This window comes from Natronobacterium haloterrestre (genome assembly GCF_900112205.1).
In the GTDB taxonomy this organism is placed as follows: Archaea; Halobacteriota; Halobacteria; order Halobacteriales; family Natrialbaceae; genus Natronobacterium; species Natronobacterium haloterrestre.
The window spans coordinates 322226-343255 of the sequence record NZ_FOKW01000004.1 but is presented as its reverse complement, the minus strand read 5'-3'; the positions used below and the strand labels follow the sequence as shown (position 1 = coordinate 343255).

Below are 21030 nucleotides of genomic sequence, written 5' to 3'. Positions count from 1 at the left end.
ACTCGCCGTCCGATCACTCCTCCCGATCGTAGGCCGTCTCCCGGTCGGCGTCGAGCACGAACGGGCCCTCCTCCGGCGTCAGTTTCGTCACCGTCGCGGCACGGAGGACGTACGACGTGAGTACCGCGTAGGGTGCGAGCGCGATGGTGTAGGCGAAGCTGATGAAGACGGTCAGCGGCGTATACCCGAACAGCGAGACGTCGGGGAAGAGCCCGCTGTCGAGGGCGAGCAACACGTACGTGATGAAAACGATAATCGGTAGCGAGACAGTCAACAGCGTCGTCGTGAGGTCCGAAAGCTCGAGTTTGTAGTAGAGGGTCTTGAAGTACTCGCGACAGACCATCAGTTTGTGAAGCGTGTCCATGATGTCCTCGATTACCGCCCGTTCCTCGGCAGTGAGTCGGTCGTCGTACTTCGTGAGGATCCGACGCGACTGGTGCAGTTGCCACGAGGAGTCGTAGTTCAGGCCGGTGAGGAGTTCGTCCGTCGAGCCGTTGGGAACCCGGGAGAGGGTGGTCAACACCTCCTCGGTGTTCTTCCGGATGTCGCTCTGGAGGCGGTCGACCTCGTGGCGGTACTCCGCGCCGGCGTTTCCGTCGAGTTCCTGCAGTTCGTGGGCGCGCTGTTTGATCGACCGGAGAACGACCGCGGTGAACTTCCCCGGACGTGCCGGACTGACGTCCACGATGCCGTGATCCTCGATCTCGGCCTGGAAGTCGATGGTCGTGTCGACCCGTTCGGACTGGTCGCCGAGCGACGTGAGTTCCTGGGAGATGCCGACCGCGGCGATCGAGACGACGATCGACACGAGCAGGATCGTCCCGCTCAGCAGGGTGTCGAACACCGTCTGGACCATCGTCGTTTCGCTCAACAGCTCCTGGTATTCGATCGGCCAGAGTCCGCCCATGACGAGCAGGAGAACGAACACGGCCGCGAGCAATCCGGTCGCGACCCGCTCGCGGTTGCCGTCGAAGAGGACCCACTCCTTGATCCGGTTCTCGCTCGAGCGATCGATCCGTCGCTCCGACGTGCCGAACCGACGTCGGGCGGATCGAAGCAGGGATTCGCCGTCGACCATCGGTGGTCTGACAGCCCCGACGTGCAAAAAGCTACTACCGGACCACGACCAGTCCCCGAGAGGTCTACCCGCTCAGGGCCCGGGAAACAGCCTCGAGCCCCGGTTTTCCGTCGACCCACCAGCGTCCGATACCCGCGACGAGCACGACCGCCTCGAGCCACAGCGTCGTCACCGTCACCTCGAGGCCCGGTACCGTCGCGAGCGGTTTCGTCCCGCTGTACGGCGGCATCGGCGTGATCGGCCAGAGGAGGAAGCCGAGTTCGTGGACGTCCCCCGAGAGGACGTGCCAGGGAACGTCGGTTGCGACGTGCGAGAGGTATCCGACGGCGAACGCGACCGCGAGGACCTCCCGGTCGCTCGAGCGTGCGTACAGCCCGAGAGCGACGAGCAGCGGGAGCGCGAACAGCAGCGAGTGGCCGATCGTCCGCCCGACGTCGACGATGCCGACGAGCCAGATCGGCTTGTCCAGGAGGTCCGGAAGGGCAGCGCCGAGGATCGCGGCGATCGCCGGCCCGTCGCGAGGGCTAGCGTCGCATCGCCGACGCGTGTATATTGCGTAACAGACGTAGCCGACGGCCAGGTGGACGACCGGTTGCATCCGTCCGTGGCTTCCATCTCGAGCGGAGTAAGCGTGGGGAAGGGGGTGGTCGGCGGCCCTGATCTGGAAATAGGGCCTCTCTACGGCAAGAATGTGGGGGGCTACGTCGTTTGGGTCTCTCCCTAAACCCGCTCGGCACTGAGGTTACATCGATGACAGAACCATCCGCTGACGACCGCCGAACTGCCGACGGCGATGCGCGACGACCGGCGGATAACGGTCGCGACGCCGGGGTAGCGAACCGAATCGAACACGGGGAGGGTCCCTCGTCGGCGGACGGCCTCGAGTACGACGTCGTCTCCGTCCCAGTACTCGTGATCGGGGCGGGCGCGGCCGGTGCCCGGGTCGCCATCGAACTCGCCGAAGCCGGCGTCGAGCCGCTGGTGATCGGCAAGCGCGACCACGGCGACGCCCACACGACGTGGGCCGCGGGCGGGATCAACGCCGCACTCGGCTCGCTCGACGACGAGGACGACTGGACGATCCACGCCGCGGACACGCTGAACGAGGGCCACCACCTGAACGACCCCACCGCCGTCGAACTCACGGCCCGCGAGATGCCAGACCGGATCCGCGAACTCGCGGAGTGGGGGATGCCGTTCGACCGTACCGAGGACGGTGCGATCAACCAGCGGTACTTCGGCGCGCAGTCGTACCGCCGCACGTGTTTCGTCGGCGACCGCACCGGCGAGGCCATGCTCGAGGCGCTCATCGATCGGGCGCAGGAACTCGAGGTACCCTACCGCGAGAACGTCATGATCACCCGCTTGCTCTCGGACGGCCAGCGGGTCTCCGGGGCCGTCGGGTTCGACATGGAGTCCGGCCGCGGGCTTCTCTTTCGTTCGAACCACGTCGTCCTCGCCGCGGGCGGATTCTCCGCGGTCTTCGATCGTCACTCCTCGCGGGCCGACGAGAACAACGGCGACGCGCAGGCGCTGGCGCTCGAGGCCGGCGCTCGGCTGCTCGACCTCGAGTTCGTCCAGTTCCACCCGACGGGCATGGTCGGCGAGCGCTACGGCGAGGAGTGGGACGGCCGCCTCGTCACCGAGGCGGTCCGCGGCGAGGGCGGCCGACTCTACAACACCGAGGGCGAGCGGTTCATGGAACGGTACTCGCCCGATCAGATGGAACTCGACGCCCGCGACGTCGTCGCCCGTGCGATCGCCCGCGAACTCGAGGAGGGACGGGGCACCGAGAACGGCGGCGTCTTCCTCGACATCTCCCACCGCGACGACGACTACGTCCGCGATCGGTTGCCGCGGATGGTCGAGCGGTTCGAGTCGCTGGGCGTCGACATCACCGAGGACCCGATCGAGGTCGCGCCGACGGCTCACTACACGATGGGGGGCGTCGACGTCGACTTCGAGACCGGCGAGACTGGCGTCGAGGGGCTCTACGCGGTCGGCGAGACCGTCGCGGGCGTCCACGGCGCGAACCGTCTCGGGGGCAACTCGCTCGCCGAGACCGTCGCGATCGGGAAGCTCGTGGGCGAACACGTCGCGAGCGAGGTGACGACTGAGGACGAGTCGCCGACGATAACCGACGAGACGCGTGCGCTCGCGCAGCGGGAGTTCGCCGGCCTCGAGACGCTGGCGGCCGCCGACGGTCACGTCGAACCGACCGAACTGCTCGCCGATCTGCGGGCTTTGATGTGGCGTCACGCCGGCATTCTCCGCGACGAGGAGGGACTGCGCGAGGCACTCGCGAAACTCGAGGGGATCCGGGAACGGACGACCGATCTGCGCGTCGAGGGCGGCCTGACGTCGACGTCCTTCGAGTACGCCGTCGACCTCTCGTTCGGCCTCACGGTCGCCGAGATGGCCCTCCGGGCGGCCCTCGAGCGGACCGAATCCCGCGGTGCCCACTTCCGAACCGATTACCCCGAGACCGACGAGGACTGGCGGGTCAACCTCGTCGTCTCGATCGAGGGCGGCGAACGCTCGATCGATCGGTGCGGGGTCGGCGAGCCCAGCCCCGCCGTCCGTGAGGCGCTCGAGGAGGGGTACGAACTGGATTACCACCACCTCGAATGACTTCTCGGCGACGGCGGGAGAGGGTGGGTTCGTGGCGTACTCGAGGCGGAACGTGGAACCCGGACCGAGACGCATATGCCGCCGCAGTCCCGTGAACGGACACGACGAATGTTCGAAGAGGCCCACTCCGTCCTTCGAGAGGATCCCGTCATGGCGGATCTCGTGGAGCGTCACGATCCCTACGTCGAACCCGACTGGACCGAGTACGAACGGCTCTGTATCTCGATCATCAACCAACAGCTCTCGACGGCGAGCGCCGCCGCCGTCCGCGAGCGGGTGTTCGACGTCCTGAACCAGGAGATCACTCCCGGTCGAGTCCTCGCTGCCGACGACGCGGCGTTGCGCGACGCCGGCCTCTCTCGCAGCAAGATCGAATACATGCGAAACGCCGCCCGCGCGTTCCAGGAGCGGGACTACACCCGGGCCGGACTCGCCGATTACGACAACGACGAGGTGATCGACCATCTCACCGAAATCAAGGGGGTCGGCGAGTGGACCGCGCGGATGTACCTCCTGTTCGTTCTCGAGCGCCCCGACGTGTTGCCGCTCGGTGACCTCGCGGTTCGGCGGGGGATCGAGGCGCTGTACGCCGACGGCGAGGAGCTAACCCGTGCGGAAATGCGCGAGATCGCCGAACCGTGGCGACCGTACCGAAGCGTCGCGACGCGATACATCTGGGCGGAGTACGAGTCCGACTCGTGACCCGAGCCGCCGCCAGGCGAAAGCCGACTCCGAGGGAGACACGCTCTACACGGAGTCGGCAGGCGGTTTCACGACCGAACGGCTCCCCCGGATACGCCCATCTCGGCACCCGGGAAAGCCAGAATGATGAGCGCCAAACAGTCGGATAAGGATGGGGCTTGCACACGCGGCTATCGATCGGTAATACGCGGACAACGGTCGTCAAAAGTCGCTTATTCCGGGTTCGACGATCCACTTCCGCCACTCCCGAGACCGACCGTCGACCTCGACCCGAGGTCTCGGGTCCCGCCAGCGGAGAACCGCCAGGAGGTCCGCCGGGATCGCAACCGGGGTACGCCGTCACCCATACCTCGAGAGCCCGAAATTCCCTCGTGCGACTCCCGTTTCCGAAATCACGTATTTGCTGCCTGGCGACTCGAGTCGATCACGAAAACGCCGCGTTTCGCTGAGTCGAGAGAGTCGATACGAGCCTCTCATACCGTCATCTCGGCTTTTTTCGGAATTAATCCGCGAAACGGTCGCGTTGAGGTCCGAAACGGACTGTCTGCTTTATGCACGCTATCGGCCAATTCCCCTTGCCCTCAGGGGCATGAGAGATATGAGCGAGGAAGATCAGTTCGACAGTGGAGATTCGCGTCGTTCGTTTATGAAAAAGGGAACACTGGCGGCGACCGCGCTCGCGGTCGGTGCCGGTGCCACCGCGAGTACGGCGGCTGCACAGCAAGACGATGAGGGCGAAGTCGTCCTCACCGGCAGTGACTACTACCCGGACGTCGACGCCGACGTCCTCGCCGAACTCGAGACGGGGACGCGCGATACGATCCTCGAGAACTTCGAGGAAACGTTCGACCCCGTCGACGACTGGGACGTCTACATCGTCCAGTTCGACATCGGCGCGGGGACCGTGCTGGGTCACCTCTTCGTCGACGAGGACGAGGCCGACGTCAGCGAAGGCGACACGGTGACGCTCTCCGGCGACGCCTCCTTCCGCGACGCGGAGGCGAACCTGGTCGAGGTCAGTACCGGAGGAGGGGGCGCTAGCGACGACGAGGACGAGGACGAGGACGAGGACGAAGACGAAGACGAAGACATGGGAGCCGACGAGACTGAAGACGACGGGATGGACGACGAGACCGAAGACGACGGCATGGGCGACGACGAAAGCGACGGAGCGTAGCGGTACGCTCCCCGCAGCAATTGACTTTTACCGGTTCTCTGCCGATAAAATCGCTCGTTTTCCGGGGAAACAGTCCTTTCGTTCGACGGCACGGTGGTCGCTCGATCAGTTGCTTTCGACGCGGCCGCTTTCGGCGGTCTTTCATCCATCCGATCGGGCCGTTTCCATAACCGCTCGAGACGAACAGCGCACCGACGGGTGTCGACGACGATCGGCCGGTTCCCCGTTCGGCGTCTCGCAGCCTCGCGGCCACGACGCCGGGCGTGTAGCGCGACTAGTTCCGGTATTACCGGCCGAAACGGTCGCATGGCCGACGAAACGGACGAGTCGCTTTATACGTGCCATCGGCCAACTTCGCTTGCCCCCAGGGGCATGAGAGACATGAGTGAGGAAGATCAGTTCGACAGTGGAGATTCGCGTCGTTCGTTTATGAAAAAGGGAACACTGGCGGCGACCGCGCTCGCGGTAGGTGCCGGGGCCAGCGCGAGCACGGCGGCTGCACAGCAAGACGACGGTGATGGCGACGGGGAGGTCGTCATCACCGGAAGGGACTACTACCCTGACGTCGACGCCGAGGTTCTCGCCGAGCTGCAGACCTCCAATCGGGACAACGTCCTGGAGAACTTCGAGGACGAGTTCGATCCCGTCGACGACTGGGACCTGTACATCGTCCAGTTCGACATCGGTGCGGGAACCGTGCTGGGGCACCTCATCGTCGACGAGGACGAGGCCGACGTCAGCGAAGGGGACACGGTGACGCTGGCCAGCGACGCCTCCTTCCGCAACGCGGAGGCGAACCTGCTCGAGGTCGACGTCAGCATCGGGGAAGGTGAGGTCGACGACGAGGAAGAGGACACGGAGGACGACACCGAGGACGAAACCGAGGACGAAACCGAGGACGAAACTGAAACCGAAGACGAAGAAGACACCGAAACCGAAGACGAACCGGCCGGTGAAGAACCTCCGGAAGAAGAAGAGGACGAAGACGACGACGACGGCATCTTCGGATAGTCCGTTTTCCCCTCTCGCCGCGTCGGTATCGATACGTCCCGTCAGGTCGTCCCGGCGTTCGATTCGACCTTCTTTGGGCGTCCATCGAGGTGATAGCAGGCTCTCGAGCGTTCCGTTCGTTCCGTTCGTTCCGATCGGAGCACGTCGATGCGTCGAGGATTGCCGACTCGAGTCGGGTGATCAAACGCCGTTTCGACGCGTACGGCGACGGATTTCGATACGTACGGCGACGAGTAGTAACTGCGAACGAAAAGAACGGTAAACGGACCCAGGAAGCGGTAGAACGGCCATCCGCCGTCGGCAACCGACTACCCCAGGCGGTCGGCACCGACGTCGGCACTGCCGTCGAACTCGGCTCTGGGGAGACTCTCGATTCCGATTACTCGAGGTCGAAGCGGTCGGCCTGCATCACGTGGCTCCACGCGTCGACGAAGTCCTCGACGAACTGCTCTTCGCCGTCTTCGGCCGCGTACACTTCCGCGATGGCACGGAGTCGGGCGTGCGAACCGAAGATCAGATCCACGCGGCTGCCCCGCCACTCGACCTCGCCCGTCTCGCGGTCGACCAGTTCGTAGACTTCCTCGCCCTCGGAGACCTGCTTCCACTCGTAGTCCATGTCGAGGACGGTGTCGAAGAAGTCGTTGGTCAGCGTCTCCGGCTCGTCCGTGAAGACGCCGAGGTCCGTGTCCTGGTAGGTCGCGCCCAGCGCGCGCAGACCGCCGACCAGCACCGTCATCTCGTCGGCCGTCAGGTCGAGGAGGTCGGCTTTGTTGACCAGCGCCTCCTCCGCGGGGTAGTCGAGGTCGTCCGGGAGGTAGTTACGGAACCCGTCCGCATCGGGCTTGAGCGCCTCGAACGAGTCGACGTCGGTCTGCTCCTGCGTGGCGTCGGTACGGCCCGGTTCGAACGGAACCTCGACGTCGTAGCCGGCGTCCGCCGCAGCCTGTTCGACGGCCGCGTTGCCGCCGAGCACGATCAGGTCCGCGAGCGAGACGCGCACGTCGTCCGATCGAGAGGCGTTGAACTCCTCCTGGATCCCATCGTAGGTCGACAGGACCGTCTCGAGTTCGTCGGGCTCGTTGACTTCCCAGCTACGCTGGGGCTCGAGGCGGATGCGGGCACCGTTGGCGCCGCCGCGCTTGTCGCTGTCGCGGTAGGTCGACGCCGCCGCCCAGGCAGTCTTGACCAGCTGGGAGACCGAGAGGTCCGACGCGAGGATCTCCTCTTTGAGTTCGGCGACCTCCTCGTCCCCGATCAGGTCGTAGTCGGCGTCGGGGAGCGGGTCCTGCCAGAGCATCTCCTCGTCGGGGACCTCCGGACCGAGGAACCGCTCCGGCGGGCCCATGTCGCGATGGGTCAGCTTGTACCAGGCCTTCGCGAAGGCCATTCCGAACTCCATGGGGTTCTCCTGGAAGCGCTCGAGGATCTCCCGGTAGTCGGGGTCGCGCTTCAGGGCGACGTCCGTCGTCAGCATCATGACGTCTTCCCGCTCGGAGGGGTCGTCGACGCCCGGCGCGGCCTCGTCGAGTTCGCCGCTCTTGGTGGTCCACTGCCACGCGCCGCCGGGACCTTTCTCGGGCTCCCACTCGTAGTTGAGCAGGTTGTCGATGTAACTCGTGTCCCACTGGGTCGGCGTGGTGTTCCACGGGCCCTCGATCCCGCTGGTAATCGTGTCGGGACCCTTGCCCTCGCCGTACTCGTTCTCCCAGCCGAAGCCCTGCTGTTCGATGGGGGCCGCTTCGGGTTCGGGGCCGACGTGTTCGTCGGGGTCGTCGGCACCGTGGACCTTCCCGAAGGTGTGGCCGCCGGCGATGAGCGCGGCCGTCTCCTCGTCGTTCATGGCCATGCGGCCGAACGACTCCCGGATCCGCTCGGCGGAGGCCTCCGGGTCGGGTTCGCCGTCCGGGCCCTCCGGGTTCACGTAAATGAGGCCCATGACGGTGGCGCCCAGGGGCTCCTCGAGTTCACCCTCGTCGCTGAACCGGTCGGACTCCTCCATCTTGTTCTCGGGGCCCCAGTAGACGGACTTGTCGGGCTTGAACTCGTCCTCGCGTCCGCCCGCGAAGCCGAACGTTTCGAAGCCCATCGACTCGAGGGCGACGTTGCCGGCCAGGATCATCAGGTCGGCCCACGAGAGTTTGCGGCCGTACTTCTGTTTGACCGGCCAGAGCAGGCGTCGGGCCTTGTCGAGGTTCGCGTTGTCGGGCCAGCTGTTGAGCGGTGGGAGCCGCTGTCGACCGCCGTCGGCACCGCCGCGCCCGTCGCTGGTTCGATACGTGCCGGCGCTGTGCCACGCCATCCGGATCATCAGCGGGCCGTAGTGGCCGTAGTCCGCCGGCCACCACTCCCGGGACGTCGTCAGGACGTCTTCGATGTCTGCTTTCACTTCCTCGAGGTCGAGTTTTTCGAACTCCTCGGCGTAGTCGAAATCCTCGCCCCGTGGATCGACCTGTTCGGCGTTCTGGTCGAGAACCTCCAGGTCCAACTGGTTCGGCCACCAGTCTTGGTCAGAGCCTATCATCATCAGACGATTGCTACTTTTGCCTATTAAGATTGTCTAATCGAGAAAGGAAGTGTTCGTGAGTAGCCAAAAAATATTATCGAATTAGGAATCGTGGTCGACGCCGGGCTCGCGACGTGTCGCCGGCACGACCCCGATGAGTCCGTTATAGATCGGGGCTCCCGTCGCTCCGGTCGGCCCGTCTGTTCGCTCGAACGGTGGCGGCCAGGGGTCGGTTCCGGCTTCTGGTTCGAGAATTCCGCCGACTCAGGTGCTGATAGTGGGTTCGCTGTCCGCCGTCTGCAACGACTTCGACGTCGGTCTCAGGAACTCGGTCGATCGATCCCCCTGACGAGCGCCCCCACACTGACGGCCGGTCTCGTCGGTAGTCGTCGATATCGGATCCGTAAATTCGATGGACCGGCCCCGAACATCGTTTCCCGTTACTCCCTCTGGATCTCCGGGAGTGAAAATGAAAGTTTGTCCGTGTGAAGGCCAGGGGAGCATATCCGGGGTGGTCGGCGCCGGCGGTGACCGCCTCGCGCTTTCTCATTCGACGGAACGGTCGATCACCACGTAGTCGCCGACGTCCACCATTCGACCCGCGGGAACCCGGAGCCGTCCATCTTCAGTCCGTGCGAACCCGTAGCTCCGTTCCGTCGCCGGCGAAACGAGGAGGTGCGCCAGCCGGCCGGTTTCGACGTCCATCGTCACGTTGTGGACCGTTCCGATCTCGGTTCCGTCGGAGCCGAGCACTGGAGTGTCGGAGAGCGTCGAAGCGAGGACCGTCGTCATAACTCGTCGGTTCGGCGGAAAGATAAATAAAACAACTGGTCGGTCGGGTCGGCCCCGGACGGTCGCCGTTCCAGTTTTCCGTGATCCGTTACTCCTCGGGCGTGTCGCCGTCACCACCGTCGATACGCCGACTCACGTCCACCCGGTAGTTCTCGAGGATGTCCCGGCCGAGCAGGACTGGGTAGTCCATGTGGCTCCGGTCTTCGACGCTCGCGGTGACGGTGTGCTGGTTCCCCCCGACCCCGACGACCACGTCGACGACGGGACGGCTCTTCGCGGTCTTGCTGCTCCCGGACCTGATGCGGGTGATCGACTTGATCGGTCCCGCACCGATGTCCGCGGCGAGGCCCGTGTCGATGCTCGTCCGTGTGGCTCCCGTGTCCGACTTCGCACGGACCGTCGACGACCCGCTGGTACCCGAGAGGACGACCTCCTCGATGTAGCCGATGACGGCGGGTTCGGTGTCGGTCGGCGTCTGCTGGACCGGCTGGGCCGTCGGCCGCGAGTCGTCCAGCACACGCGATAGCTCGTCGACCCGCTCGTCGTCGACGTCGCCGCCCGCCCGTTCGATCGCCAGTTTCGCGATCCGGGGAGCGGGACTGACGCCCGTCGCCTGGTAGAGCCCCTTGAATCCGGCCGTCGGGTTGACCTCGAGGACGAACCAGCCCTCGTCGCCCTCGACGAGGTCGACGCCCGCGTAGTCGAGTCCGATCGCCTCGGCCGACCGGACCGCCATCTCCGCGGCCTCGTCGGGCAGGTCTCCGGTCGCGTCCTCGACGGAGCCGCCGAGTGCGACGTTCGTCCGCCAGTCGTTGTCCGGCGCGTACCGATACATCGCGGCGACGATTTCGCCGTCGACGACGTAGACCCGGAGGTCGCGGTGGCGAACGTCCTCGCGATCGACGAGTTCCTGCAGGAAGGCATAGCGGTTCCCGACCCGAGCGTTGACCGGCTCGTCCGGCCCGACCTTCCAGGTGCCGCCGCCGTGGGTGCCGATCGCGGTCTTGTAGACCGCCTCCTCGCCGTACCGGTCGCGGGCGGCGTTCAGGGTGTCGCTGCTGAGCGCGAGCGTCACGTTCGGCGTGCGAACGTCCCGGCTCGCGAGCGCCGTCGCCGTCGAGAGCTTGTGTACGGCGGTGAGGACGCTCGTCGGCTCGTTGAGCATCGGGACGAGCTGTGCGAAGGTGTTCGCCAGTCCCAGTTCCTCGCAGGGCTGTTCGGTGTTCGACAGCAGCATTCGGTTCGCGATCACGTCGACGTCGGGTTCCAAGACGACGCTCCCGTCGACGATGCTAACCGAGGTGTTCTCGGTTCGAAGCCACGCCGTGTCGTGGCCCAGTTCCTCCACCGCGTTGAGGATCGCTTTCGTCTCTTTGCTCGTGTGAAAACTCAGGACGCCGACGGTGACGGGGTCGTCGATCATACACACTAGATGCCGACCGCCGGGATAAGTATTGATAGGGAACCGCAAGCGGACGCGCCCGTCCTCGGTCGTCGCCGAAGATTCACGGTCGACCTCTCGAGGCGGCCGGTTCAGTGGCTCCCCTCGGACCGGATGACGGCTCGGACTTCGGTGGGATCGAGCAGGCCGCTGGCCACCGCGAGTACGGCCCACGTCGCCGCCCCGAGCGTGATCGCGCCGACCAGCATGGGGAGGTTCGAGACCAGCGGGGTCACGAGCGAGACGGCGATGGCCATCACGAGCGTGATCGCACAGATCGTCCCGATCGACCGTGCCAGCCGGCCGAGCCGGAGCGACAGTTCCTCGTGGACGATGTAGAGGTTGACCGCGACGTACACCGAGTGGGTCGCGACCGTCGCGAGCGCCGCGCCGACGACCCCGATCGTCGGGATCAACACCAGGTTCAGCCCGAAGTTGGTGACCGCGGTGACCCCCTTCGCGATCGCGCGGGAGCGGGCGCGGCCGAGGTAATCCAGGCTGTCGCTGGTCAGGTTCGTGATCGCCTGGAGGACGACGAACCCCGCGAGGACCTGCAGCACGGGGATGGCCCCTTCGTACTCCGGGAAGACCATGGTCACGAACGGATCGGCGACCAGCACGAGTCCGACGGCCGCGGGGATGTAGACCAGCATCGTGTGGGTCAGCGACTCCTCGTAGATCCGGCGGGCCTGCTCGAGCTGGTCGTTCGCTTTCTGTTCGCCGAAGTTCGGAGAGATAGTGAACCCGAGCGACTCCGAGGGGGCGAGCACGAAGTCGACGACCTGCTTCCCGAGCTGGTAGAACCCGACGGCCGCCGAGGGGAGGAAGACCCCGACGAGAACGATGTCGAGGCGCTTGTCGATGACGTTCGCGCTGCGGGTCGCCGTCAGCGGCACGCTGTACTCGGCCAGTCGCCTGGAGAGTCCCTCTTCGTACTCCTCGGCGGGTTCGTAGGTTCGATAGAACTTGAAGTAGAGAACGCCGACCCCGAACGCCCCGGCGATGGCGTAGCCGACGATGTAGCCGAACAGGGCACCGAGCGCGCCGAACCCGAGCAGGACGAACCCTACGGCGAAGACGAGCCGCGTCGCCCCGCTGACCGCCTGCACCGCGGCGCTGTAACCGAGGCGATTGAACCCCTGAAACGCCATCATCGAGAAGCCGCTAACGGAGTTTGCCACGATGAAGAGGACGCCGGCCGCCAGGAACGGGGCCGCCTCCGGGTCCCCGAGCAGGACCGCGATCCGATCGTGAAAGACCAGTAGCGCGTACGCGACTACCGCGAGAACTACCAGCTTGTACGCGACGGCCGACCGTAGCAGGTGCGGGATCTGTCCTTCGTCTTTCTCGCTGTATTCGGAGATGTACCGCGCCGTGGACTTCCCGATGCCGAGATCGGCGAGCAACTGGACGACCATCAGAACCCCGATCGCCCAGTACAACGCCCCGTAGCCGTCGGGCTCGAGGATGCGCGCGAGGACGAACATCAACAGCGCGCTCGAGAGCATGTAGACCGCCCTCGAGACGAGCGTCGCCTTGAACCCGCGAACGATCCGGTTGCGTGTACTCGAACTCATAGAGAAGCGCACGACCGACGCCGCCGCGGTCGTCATCCCCGACCGACGCCCGATCGGGCAATTGTAATGCGGGGTAAACAACGAGCAAGCCGCCCGCTTGCGGGCGAAACGTGTGCTTATTCGAAGGATACGCTCGTCCTACTCGGCCCGTCGCGCCGCGTCGGACGCCACGGCCTCGAGTTTGACTCCTTCGGGTCCTTCGCAGTAGAGCGCGTAGTAGCCGCCTGCGTAGGGGTGTTGGTCCTCGTAGAGCACCTTCGCGTCCGTCCGGCGACGGATGCCGTCGGTAAGGCGGTCGACCCGCTGTCGGGTATCGGCGTGGAACGCGAGGTGATTCAGGCCGGGCGACCGCCGGTCGAACGGGGACGTCCCGTCGTCCGCCTCGACGAGTACCACGTACGTCGGGCCGTTCCGCCAGGATCTACCGCCGTCCCAGTCGTCTTTCGGTTCGTACCCGAGTTCGGTGAGCCACCACGCCCAGAACTCGACCGTCGTCGTGAACTCGGAAGCGTACAGTTCGATGTGGTGAAGTCGTCCGAGCCGTCCGGTATCGGCGGTATCGCCCATACCGCCTTTCAGTTGCCGTACCGACAAAACAGTAGGCCTCACCCGACTACAGGTACGAGGCGTCCCACCGAGTCGCCTTCCGCCGATTGCCACAGACGTTGCACTCGATACGCCCCATCGTGTCCATGGCGTTGTCCAGCGAGTCGCAGTTTCCACAGAGCCACGCGTACACCTCCTCCCGATCCGCCGTGCTGTAGGTACTGTAGAACGGGGCTTTGGCACCGCGAGCGGCTTCTCCGTAGCTGACGTAGACGCTTTCGCCGTCGACCTCGAGTTCGTCGACGGCACCCCAGCCCTCGTCCTCGAGGTCGCTCTCGACGTAGACGTTCTCGGTGAACGTTTCGGAGCCGATTTCGACCTCGCGCTGGCCCGCTCGCTCGAAGCCGTGGTCCCGGTAGAACTGGTTGCCGCCCTCGTTGTCGGCGAGAACGAACCCGACGACCTGATCCGCCCCCTCCTCGAGCAGCCGTTCGCGGGTCCGGACGAGGAGTCGGACCCCGGTGCCGTCGCCGCGCTGATCGGGGGCGACGTGGAGCCACTGGAGTTGTCCCGTCCCGTATCGCTGTCCGACCAGTTCGCTCTGGGAGAAGCCGACGACCTCGCCGTCGCGCTCGACGACGAGCACGAGCGCGTGGTCGTCCTCGAGGAAGTCCGCGAACCCCTCCCCGTACCACTGCTCGATCGCCTCGTCGATCGTTTCCTCCTCGAGGAAGTCCGTATACGTAGAGTTGAGCGACTCCTCGGCGATCGAGCGGACGGCGTCGACGTCCGTGGTAGTTGCTTCGCGAATTTCCATGCGGAGGCGTACCACCCCCTCGTATAAAACGTATGGTTACGGGGAGAGATTTTCCACCACCTCGGCCATCCAGTGTCCGTTCGTCCAAAAATCTCTCGCGACGATACGGGGACGTAATTCGGAGGGCAAGATTCACGTTTCGTCCCGTCCAGCGGGGGATATGAGCGACGACGTCCCCCGCGACGACCTCGAGCCCCCCGACGAGGCAACAGTCACGCCCCCCGATCTGGACGCCAGTGGAGACGATCCCGAACCGTTCACGTACAACGGCGGCCGGGTCGACCCCGGCGAATCGGCCAACATCCGGTACGGTATCAGCGAGACGTACCTGGGTGATCCCGTCCGCATTCCGGTGACGATCGTCAACGGCGAGCAGCCGGGCCCGACGGTCTTCCTGTCGGCGGCGGCCCACGGCGACGAGTTGAACGGCATCGAGGTCGTCCGCGAGGTCGCCCACGACTGGAACCACGCCGACCTCCACGGGACGCTCGTCTGCCTGCCCGTGATGAACGTCCCCGGCTTCCTCGCCCAGGAGCGATACCTGCCCATCTACGACCGGGACCTCAACCGGTCGTTCCCCGGCCGGGAGGGATCGACGAGCGCCAGGCGGATGGCCCACCGCATCTTCACGAACTTCATCGAGCCCTGCGACCTCGGGCTCGACTTCCACACCTCCACCCGCGGCCGGACGAACATGCTCCACGTCCGGGCGAACATGGACGATCCGACGGTCGCCCGGGTCGCCAACGCCTTCAGTTCCAACGTCATCATCGCCGGTGAGGGGCCGTCGGGGACCCTCCGCCGCGAGGCGACCGACGCGGGCGTGCCGACGATCACGGTCGAGATGGGCGAGGCCCACCGCTTCCAGCGACGCCTCATCGACCGCGCACTGACCGGCGTCGCGAGCGTGCTGGCCGAGTTCGGCTGTCATCGCGACTCGGCCGTTCACTGGCCCGGCTGGCGCACCGTCATCGACGACGACGACGAGAAGACCTGGATCCGCGCCGACGCGGGCGGCATCGTCGACATGAAACGCGGCCGCGGCGAACTCGTTCGGGAGGGCGAGGTGATCTGCTCGATCACGAACCCGTTCAAGGAAGAGGACGACATCGAGACCGTCGAAGCGCCGTTTACCGGCCTCATCGTCGGCGTTCTCGAGAACCCCGTCGTCTACCCCGGCAACCCGCTGTGTCACCTCGTCGGCCTCTCACAGGACACCCTGACCGCGCTCGAGCGGGAACGGGGCGAGGGCAGGGCGCGGTCCCGGTCCCGACTGCGGGACTGACTGGACAGGGGTTGGTCTCTCCGGCCGCACGGATCCGACGCGTGACATCGCCGGTTCGATACGCGCTCGACCCGAACGGGTTCGGTTCGCGCTCACGCACACCGCGAGTTTCCGACCCGAGCCACTCGGTAGTGGCGGTAATTGGAAGCGACAAAAGTAACTTCTATACCCTCACGGTCAAACGGTCCACATGAGCGCATGAGTCAGTCTTACAACCGCGGCCTCATCGAGGATTTCGGCCGCTGGAAAGAATTCAAGGCCGGGATGTGGGCGTGGATCTTCCACAAGTTCACGGGGTGGATGCTGATCGGTTACCTGTTCACCCACATCGCCGTGCTGAGTACGTCAATCGGCGCAGCGAGCGGTGATCCAGCGATGATTCAGGCGGAGACGGACGTCTACACGACGACGCTACAGGGGCTCGAGGACCTGTTCATCATCCGCGTCCTCGAGGTCGGGTTGCTCGCCGTCGCCGTCTTCCACATCCTGAACGGGCTCCGACTGCTGATGGTCGACCTCGGCATCGGACTCGAGGCACAGGACAAGAGCTTCTACGCCTCACTGATCCTGACGGGGGTCATCACCGTCGCGAGCGTTCCGACGTTCCTCTCGGGGGTGGGCATCTAATGGCCGAACGCTACAGTTCCTTCGCCCCCGGCGGGACCGCGTGGCTGCTCCAGCGAATCACGGCGGCGTTTCTCGTCGTCGTCCTCGCGTTTCACTTCTTCCAGCTACACTTCGTCAACCACGCCTACGAAGTGACCTTCCTCGGCACGCAGGCGCGGATGCAAAACGTCGGCTACTTCCTGACGATGGTGTTGTTCCTGATCGCCGGGGCGTTCCACGGCGTCAACGGCGTCTACAACGCACTCGTCAACCAGGGTCTCGACGGAACCCCGAAGAAAGTAGTACTCGCAGTCCTTGTTATCGCTGGTGGCGCGCTGATCGTCCAGGGAATCTACGTCGCACTCGCTATGGCCGGGTGGACCTAACATGAGTACGCAACAACAAGAACCCGAGACGCAGGAAGCACCGAAAGATCCGGACATGAAGGGGGCCCAGTCGCCCCAGGACCGCCGCCTCGCCGAGAAAGAGTCGGGCGCGATCGACGAGGAGTCGGAGAAACAGGCCGAACTCGAGGGGGAGACGGTTCACATCAAAGTGTTCCGATACGACCCCGAAGTCGAGGGCAAGCAGGAGCCCCGCTTCGACGACTTCCACGTTCCCTTCGAGAAGGGGATGACCGTCCTCGATGCGGTCATGTACGCCCGCGACGAGTACGACTCCTCGCTTACGTTCCGTCACTCCTGTCGACAGGCGGTCTGTGGCTCCGACGCCTTCTTCGTCAACGGCAAACAGCGACTCGGCTGCAAGACCCAGATCTCCGACCTCGAGCAGCCGGTTCGCATCGAACCGCTGCCCCACCAGGAGGTCGTCAAGGACCTGGTCGTCGACATGAGCCACTTCTACGACCAGATGCACGCCGTCGAGCCGTACTTCCAGGACGAAGACACGCCCGACGTCAACGACCTCGAGGAGCAGCGCCAGAGTCCGGAGAACCGCGAGAAGATCAAGATGTCCTCGCGGTGTATCTGGTGTGGCGCCTGTATGTCCTCGTGTAACATCGCGGCCGGCGACAACAAGTACCTCGGCCCGGCGGCGATCAACAAGGCCTACAAGTTCGCGATGGACGACCGCGAGAGCGAGGAGATCAAAGAGCACCGACTCCGCATTCTCGAGCAGGAACACGGCGTCTGGCGGTGCCAGACCCAGTTCTCCTGTACGGAAGTGTGTCCGAAAGACATCCCGCTAACCGAGCACATCCAGGAACTCAAGCGGGAGGCCGTCAAGAAGAACCTCAAATTCTGGTAATATGTACGAACACGACGTCATCGTGGTCGGCGCGGGCGGCGCCGGCCTCCGAGCCGCGATCGCAGCGCACGAGGCGGGAGCCGACACGGCACTCGTCTCGAAACTCCATCCGGTCCGCAGCCACACCGGCGCGGCCGAGGGCGGGATCAACGCCGCACTCCAGGAGGGCGACGACTGGGAACTGCACGCCTACGACACGATGAAGGGGTCGGACTACCTCGGCGACGCCCCGGCTGTCGAGACGCTGGCCCAGGACGCCCCCGAGGAGACGATGCACCTCGAGCACTGGGGGATGCCGTTCTCCCGCGAGGAGGACGGTCGCGTCTCCCAGCGCCCGTTCGGCGGGCTCTCGTACCCCCGCACCACGTACGCCGGTGCCGAAACCGGCCACCACCTGCTGCACACGATGTACGAGCAGGTCGTCAAGCGGGGCATCCAGGTGTACGACGAGTGGTACGTGATGAACCTCGCGACGACGGACGAGCCCGATCCCAACGATCGGGAGTGTCACGGCGTCGTCGCCTACGACGTCCAGTCCGGCAACATCGAGGGCTTCAAAGCCAACCAGGGCGTCGTCCTCGCGACCGGCGGTCCCGGGCAGGCCTTCGACCACACCACAAACGCCGTCTCCTGTACCGGCGACGGCCACGCGATGGCCTACCGTGCGGGCGCCCCGCTCGAGGACATGGAATTCATCCAGTTCCACCCCACCTCGCTGCCGTCGACCGGCGTCCTCATCAGCGAGGGCGTCCGCGGGGAGGGCGGCATCCTCTACAACAGCGAGGGCGAGCGGTTCATGTTCGAGTACGGCTACGCGAACAACTCCGGCGAACTCGCCTCCCGCGACGTCGTCGCCCGGGCCGAACTCACCGAGGTCGACGAGGGGCGTGGCATCGAGGACGAGTACGTCCACCTCGACATGCGCCACCTCGGCGAGGAGCGCATCATGGACCGCCTCGAGAACATTCTGCACCTGGCAGAGGACTTCGAGGGGGTCGACGGGCTCGTCGAGCCGATGCCGGTCAAGCCCGGCCAGCACTACGCGATGGGCGGCATCGAGACCGACGAGAACGGCCAGACCTGTATCGACGGTCTCTACGCGGCCGGCGAGTGTGCCTGCGTCTCGGTCCACGGCGGCAACCGCCTGGGCGGGAACGCCCTCCCGGAACTGATCGTCTTCGGCAAGCGCGCCGGTCGTCACGCCGCCGGCGAGGACCTGGGCGAGGCCGAGATCCGGACCGGCTACGGCGACGACGCCGAGGACGAGGACGACACCGAGTTCCCGGTCACGCCCGGCAAGGCCGGCCTCGACGAGGTCGACGAGGCCATCGCGGCCGACGGCGGCGTCGCCGCCGACGCCGAGGGGCTGCTCGAGCGCGCCGTCGAGCGCGAGCGTGCCCGCGTCGACCGACTGCTGGACCGCGACGAGGGCGTCCAGCACGCCGAGATCCGCTCGAAGCTCCAGCAGGCGATGACCGACTACGTCAACGTCTTCCGCACGGAAGACGGGATCAAGAAGGCACTCGAGATCATCCGCGAGTGTCGCCAGGAGTACCAGAACGTCTACGTCGACGACCCATCGCGGACGTTCAACACCGACCTCCAGCACACGATCGAGACGCGGAACCTGATCGACGTCGCCGAGACGATCGCGCTCGGTGCCCTGGTCCGCAACGAGTTCCGCGGGGCCCACTGGCGCCAGGAGAACCAGATCCGCGACGACGAGAACTGGCTCAAGCACACGATGGTCTCGTGGGACGGCGGCGAGCCGTCGGTCTGGTACCGTCCGGTCATCCTCGAGGGCCAGGACAAGACCTACGAGCCGAAAGAGCGCAGTTACTGACTGCGCCGTTTACGGCTCGATACTCGTAGTTGGCGGTTCCACAGTCGGAGTCGGCCGATTCCCTGGTCGGTGCTTTGCTCTCCTTTCGTCCCTTCCCGTTTCGCTCCAACCGCGAGACCAGCAGGGCTATCCGTCTCCCCGGAGTAGCGTCGCCAAATGAGTATCGCGCGATTCGTCTACGCGAATCTCGTTTTCGTCCCGTTGCTCGTCGCGGCCGCCTACGTATTCTACGAGTCGCTGCCGGTGATCGCGGTCCCGCTCGTGGTGGGATACCTGACCTTCGTGTTCCTCGTCTCGCTTGCGTGGGGGTTATCGAAGCTGTCGATGGCGCTCGAGTCGTAACGGTTCGAACCCGTCTTCTCTGTGTCTCTCGCCGAGTTCTGAACATCGCCCGACGAATCCATAGAGATAAGAGCCGCGAACGGCTATCGTGGTTCGGTATGTTGCTGTCGGGGACAGTCATCGCCGACGCGGACACCGTGATCGCGGACGGTGCCGTCGTCGTCGAGGACGACCGAATCGTCACAGTCGGGGACCGTTCGGACTGTATCGAACGCTATCCAGACCACGAACGTCGTTCGTACGACCTGCTCGCGCCGGGAACCGTCGGCGCACACGTCCACTCCGTCCAGAGCCTGGGTCGTGGAATCGCGGACGACACCGCCCTGCTCGAGTGGCTGTTCGACTACGTCCTGCCGATGGAGGCCTCGCTGTCGGCCGAGGAGATGCGAACCGCGGCCGAACTGGGCTACCTCGAGATGATCGAGAGCGGGACGACGACCTGCATCGACCACCTCTCGGTGCATCACGCCGAGGAGGCCTTCGAAGCGGCCCGCGATCTGGGGATCCGCGGCCGGCTGGGGAAGGTGATGATGGACAAGGAGTCCCCCGACGGACTGCTCGAGGACACCGACGAGGCGCTGGCCGAGAGCGAGCGGCTCATCCAGCGGTATCACGGCGCCGCCGACGGCCGGATCCGCTACGCGCTGACCCCGCGCTTCGCCGTCAGCTGTACCGAAGAGTGTCTCCGGGGGTCGCGGGCCCTCGCGGACGAGTACGACGGCGTTCGGATTCACACGCACGCGAGCGAGAACCGGGACGAAGTCGCCACCGTCGAGAAGGAGACCGGTCGGCGGAACGTCCACTGGCTCGACGAGGTCGGACTGACCGGCGAGGACGTCGTCCTCGCCCACTGTGTCTGGACCGACGAGAGCGAGCGGGAGGTGCTCGCGGAAACCGGTACCAACGTCACCTACTGCCCGTCCTCGAACATGAAACTGGCGAGCGGCGTCGCCCCGATCCACGACTACCTCGATCGGGGCATCAACGTCGCGCTCGGCAACGACGGCCCGCCGTGTAACAACACGCTCGACCCGTTCACTGAGATGCGACAGGCCAGCCTCCTCCAGAAGGTCGAACGGCTCGAGCCCCAGGCGCTACCCGCGCCGACGGTCTTCGAGATGGCGACGATAAACGGCGCCCGCGCGGCCGGCTTCGACCGGGTCGGCGCGCTCCGCGAGGGGTGGAAAGCCGACATCGTGGGCCTCGAGACCGACCTGACGCGCGCGACGCCGATCCACGACGTCCTCTCGCATCTCGTGTTTGCCGCCCGCGGGGACGACGTCCAGTTCACGATGGTCGACGGGAACGTCCTGCTGGACGACGGGGAGGTACTCGCCGCCGACGCCGACGCGATCCGCGAGCGCGCCCGCGAATTCGCGGCCGACCTCGAGGTCGCTCCCTAACGGGTCGACG

19 protein-coding genes are annotated in these 21030 nt (G+C 65.5%); 11 read left to right on the top strand and 8 right to left on the bottom strand.

Annotated features, from left to right (window positions below):
- Positions 1-13: 13 nt before the first annotated feature.
- Both BM113_RS10625 and BM113_RS10620 read right to left on the bottom strand, forming a co-directional pair.
- Positions 14-1078, bottom strand: coding sequence for a DUF7972 family membrane protein (locus tag BM113_RS10625; protein ID WP_089787807.1), 1065 nt, complete (start codon positions 1076-1078; stop codon positions 14-16).
- A gap of 64 nt (positions 1079-1142) precedes the next feature.
- On the bottom strand, positions 1143-1676 hold the full coding sequence (locus tag BM113_RS10620) for a metal-dependent hydrolase (RefSeq protein WP_089787806.1): 534 nt from the start codon (positions 1674-1676) through the stop codon (positions 1143-1145).
- A gap of 152 nt (positions 1677-1828) precedes the next feature.
- Here BM113_RS10620 and BM113_RS10615 point away from each other — a divergent pair, with 152 nt between their 5' ends.
- From BM113_RS10615 to BM113_RS10600, 4 genes are all read left to right on the top strand, one after another.
- Complete coding sequence (locus BM113_RS10615) at positions 1829-3709, top strand: L-aspartate oxidase (protein ID WP_089787804.1); 1881 nt, start codon at positions 1829-1831, stop codon at positions 3707-3709.
- Positions 3710-3817: 108 nt separating this feature from the next.
- A complete protein-coding gene (locus BM113_RS10610; protein ID WP_089787803.1) occupies positions 3818-4411 on the top strand; it encodes a DNA-3-methyladenine glycosylase family protein in 594 nt (197 codons plus the stop codon).
- A 646-nt stretch (positions 4412-5057) separates the two neighbouring features.
- On the top strand, positions 5058-5588 hold the full coding sequence (locus BM113_RS10605; protein WP_245758022.1) for a calcium-binding protein: 531 nt from the start codon (positions 5058-5060) through the stop codon (positions 5586-5588).
- A 429-nt stretch (positions 5589-6017) separates the two neighbouring features.
- On the top strand, positions 6018-6599 hold the full coding sequence (locus BM113_RS10600; protein WP_245758021.1) for a calcium-binding protein: 582 nt from the start codon (positions 6018-6020) through the stop codon (positions 6597-6599).
- A 379-nt stretch (positions 6600-6978) separates the two neighbouring features.
- Here the strand turns inward: BM113_RS10600 and katG are convergent, their stop codons facing one another.
- The 6 genes from katG to BM113_RS10570 all read right to left on the bottom strand — a co-directional run bounded on the left by katG (position 6979) and on the right by BM113_RS10570 (position 14275).
- On the bottom strand, positions 6979-9120 hold the full coding sequence (gene katG / locus BM113_RS10595) for a catalase/peroxidase HPI (RefSeq protein ID WP_089787886.1): 2142 nt from the start codon (positions 9118-9120) through the stop codon (positions 6979-6981).
- Positions 9121-9648: 528 nt separating this feature from the next.
- A complete protein-coding gene (locus BM113_RS10590) occupies positions 9649-9894 on the bottom strand; it encodes a PRC-barrel domain-containing protein (protein WP_089787798.1) in 246 nt (81 codons plus the stop codon).
- Positions 9895-9982: 88 nt separating this feature from the next.
- On the bottom strand, positions 9983-11317 hold the full coding sequence (locus BM113_RS10585; protein ID WP_089787796.1) for a RimK family alpha-L-glutamate ligase: 1335 nt from the start codon (positions 11315-11317) through the stop codon (positions 9983-9985).
- Between the two features lie 110 nt (positions 11318-11427).
- Positions 11428-12912 (bottom strand): flippase, encoded by a 1485-nt coding sequence (locus tag BM113_RS10580; protein WP_089787884.1) that lies wholly within the window; start codon positions 12910-12912, stop codon positions 11428-11430.
- Between the two features lie 138 nt (positions 12913-13050).
- Entirely contained in the window at positions 13051-13479 is a 429-nt protein-coding gene (locus tag BM113_RS10575) for a VOC family protein (RefSeq protein ID WP_089787794.1), read from the bottom strand.
- A 46-nt stretch (positions 13480-13525) separates the two neighbouring features.
- Positions 13526-14275, bottom strand: coding sequence for a GNAT family N-acetyltransferase (locus tag BM113_RS10570; protein WP_089787792.1), 750 nt, complete (start codon positions 14273-14275; stop codon positions 13526-13528).
- Between the two features lie 160 nt (positions 14276-14435).
- On the opposite strand from BM113_RS10570, the gene BM113_RS10565 reads away from it, so the two are divergent.
- The 7 genes from BM113_RS10565 (at position 14436) to BM113_RS10535 (ending at position 21020) form a co-directional block, all read left to right on the top strand.
- A complete protein-coding gene (locus BM113_RS10565) occupies positions 14436-15560 on the top strand; it encodes a succinylglutamate desuccinylase/aspartoacylase family protein (RefSeq protein WP_089787790.1) in 1125 nt (374 codons plus the stop codon).
- 198 nt (positions 15561-15758) lie between these two features.
- On the top strand, positions 15759-16187 hold the full coding sequence (gene sdhC, locus BM113_RS10560) for a succinate dehydrogenase, cytochrome b556 subunit (RefSeq protein ID WP_089787787.1): 429 nt from the start codon (positions 15759-15761) through the stop codon (positions 16185-16187).
- Positions 16187-16552: a succinate dehydrogenase/fumarate reductase transmembrane subunit gene (locus BM113_RS10555; protein ID WP_089787785.1), complete on the top strand. Its 366-nt coding sequence runs from the start codon at positions 16187-16189 to the stop codon at positions 16550-16552. The genes sdhC and BM113_RS10555 overlap by 1 nt, the downstream gene beginning before the upstream one ends.
- Position 16553: 1 nt before the next feature.
- Positions 16554-17432 (top strand): succinate dehydrogenase/fumarate reductase iron-sulfur subunit, encoded by an 879-nt coding sequence (locus BM113_RS10550; RefSeq protein WP_089787783.1) that lies wholly within the window; start codon positions 16554-16556, stop codon positions 17430-17432.
- A 1-nt stretch (position 17433) separates the two neighbouring features.
- Entirely contained in the window at positions 17434-19275 is a 1842-nt protein-coding gene (locus tag BM113_RS10545) for an FAD-binding protein (protein ID WP_089787781.1), read from the top strand.
- A 156-nt stretch (positions 19276-19431) separates the two neighbouring features.
- Positions 19432-19617, top strand: coding sequence for a hypothetical protein (locus tag BM113_RS10540; RefSeq protein ID WP_007140680.1), 186 nt, complete (start codon positions 19432-19434; stop codon positions 19615-19617).
- A 98-nt stretch (positions 19618-19715) separates the two neighbouring features.
- On the top strand, positions 19716-21020 hold the full coding sequence (locus tag BM113_RS10535) for a 5'-deoxyadenosine deaminase (protein WP_089787779.1): 1305 nt from the start codon (positions 19716-19718) through the stop codon (positions 21018-21020).
- The last annotated feature ends 10 nt before the right edge of the window (positions 21021-21030 follow it).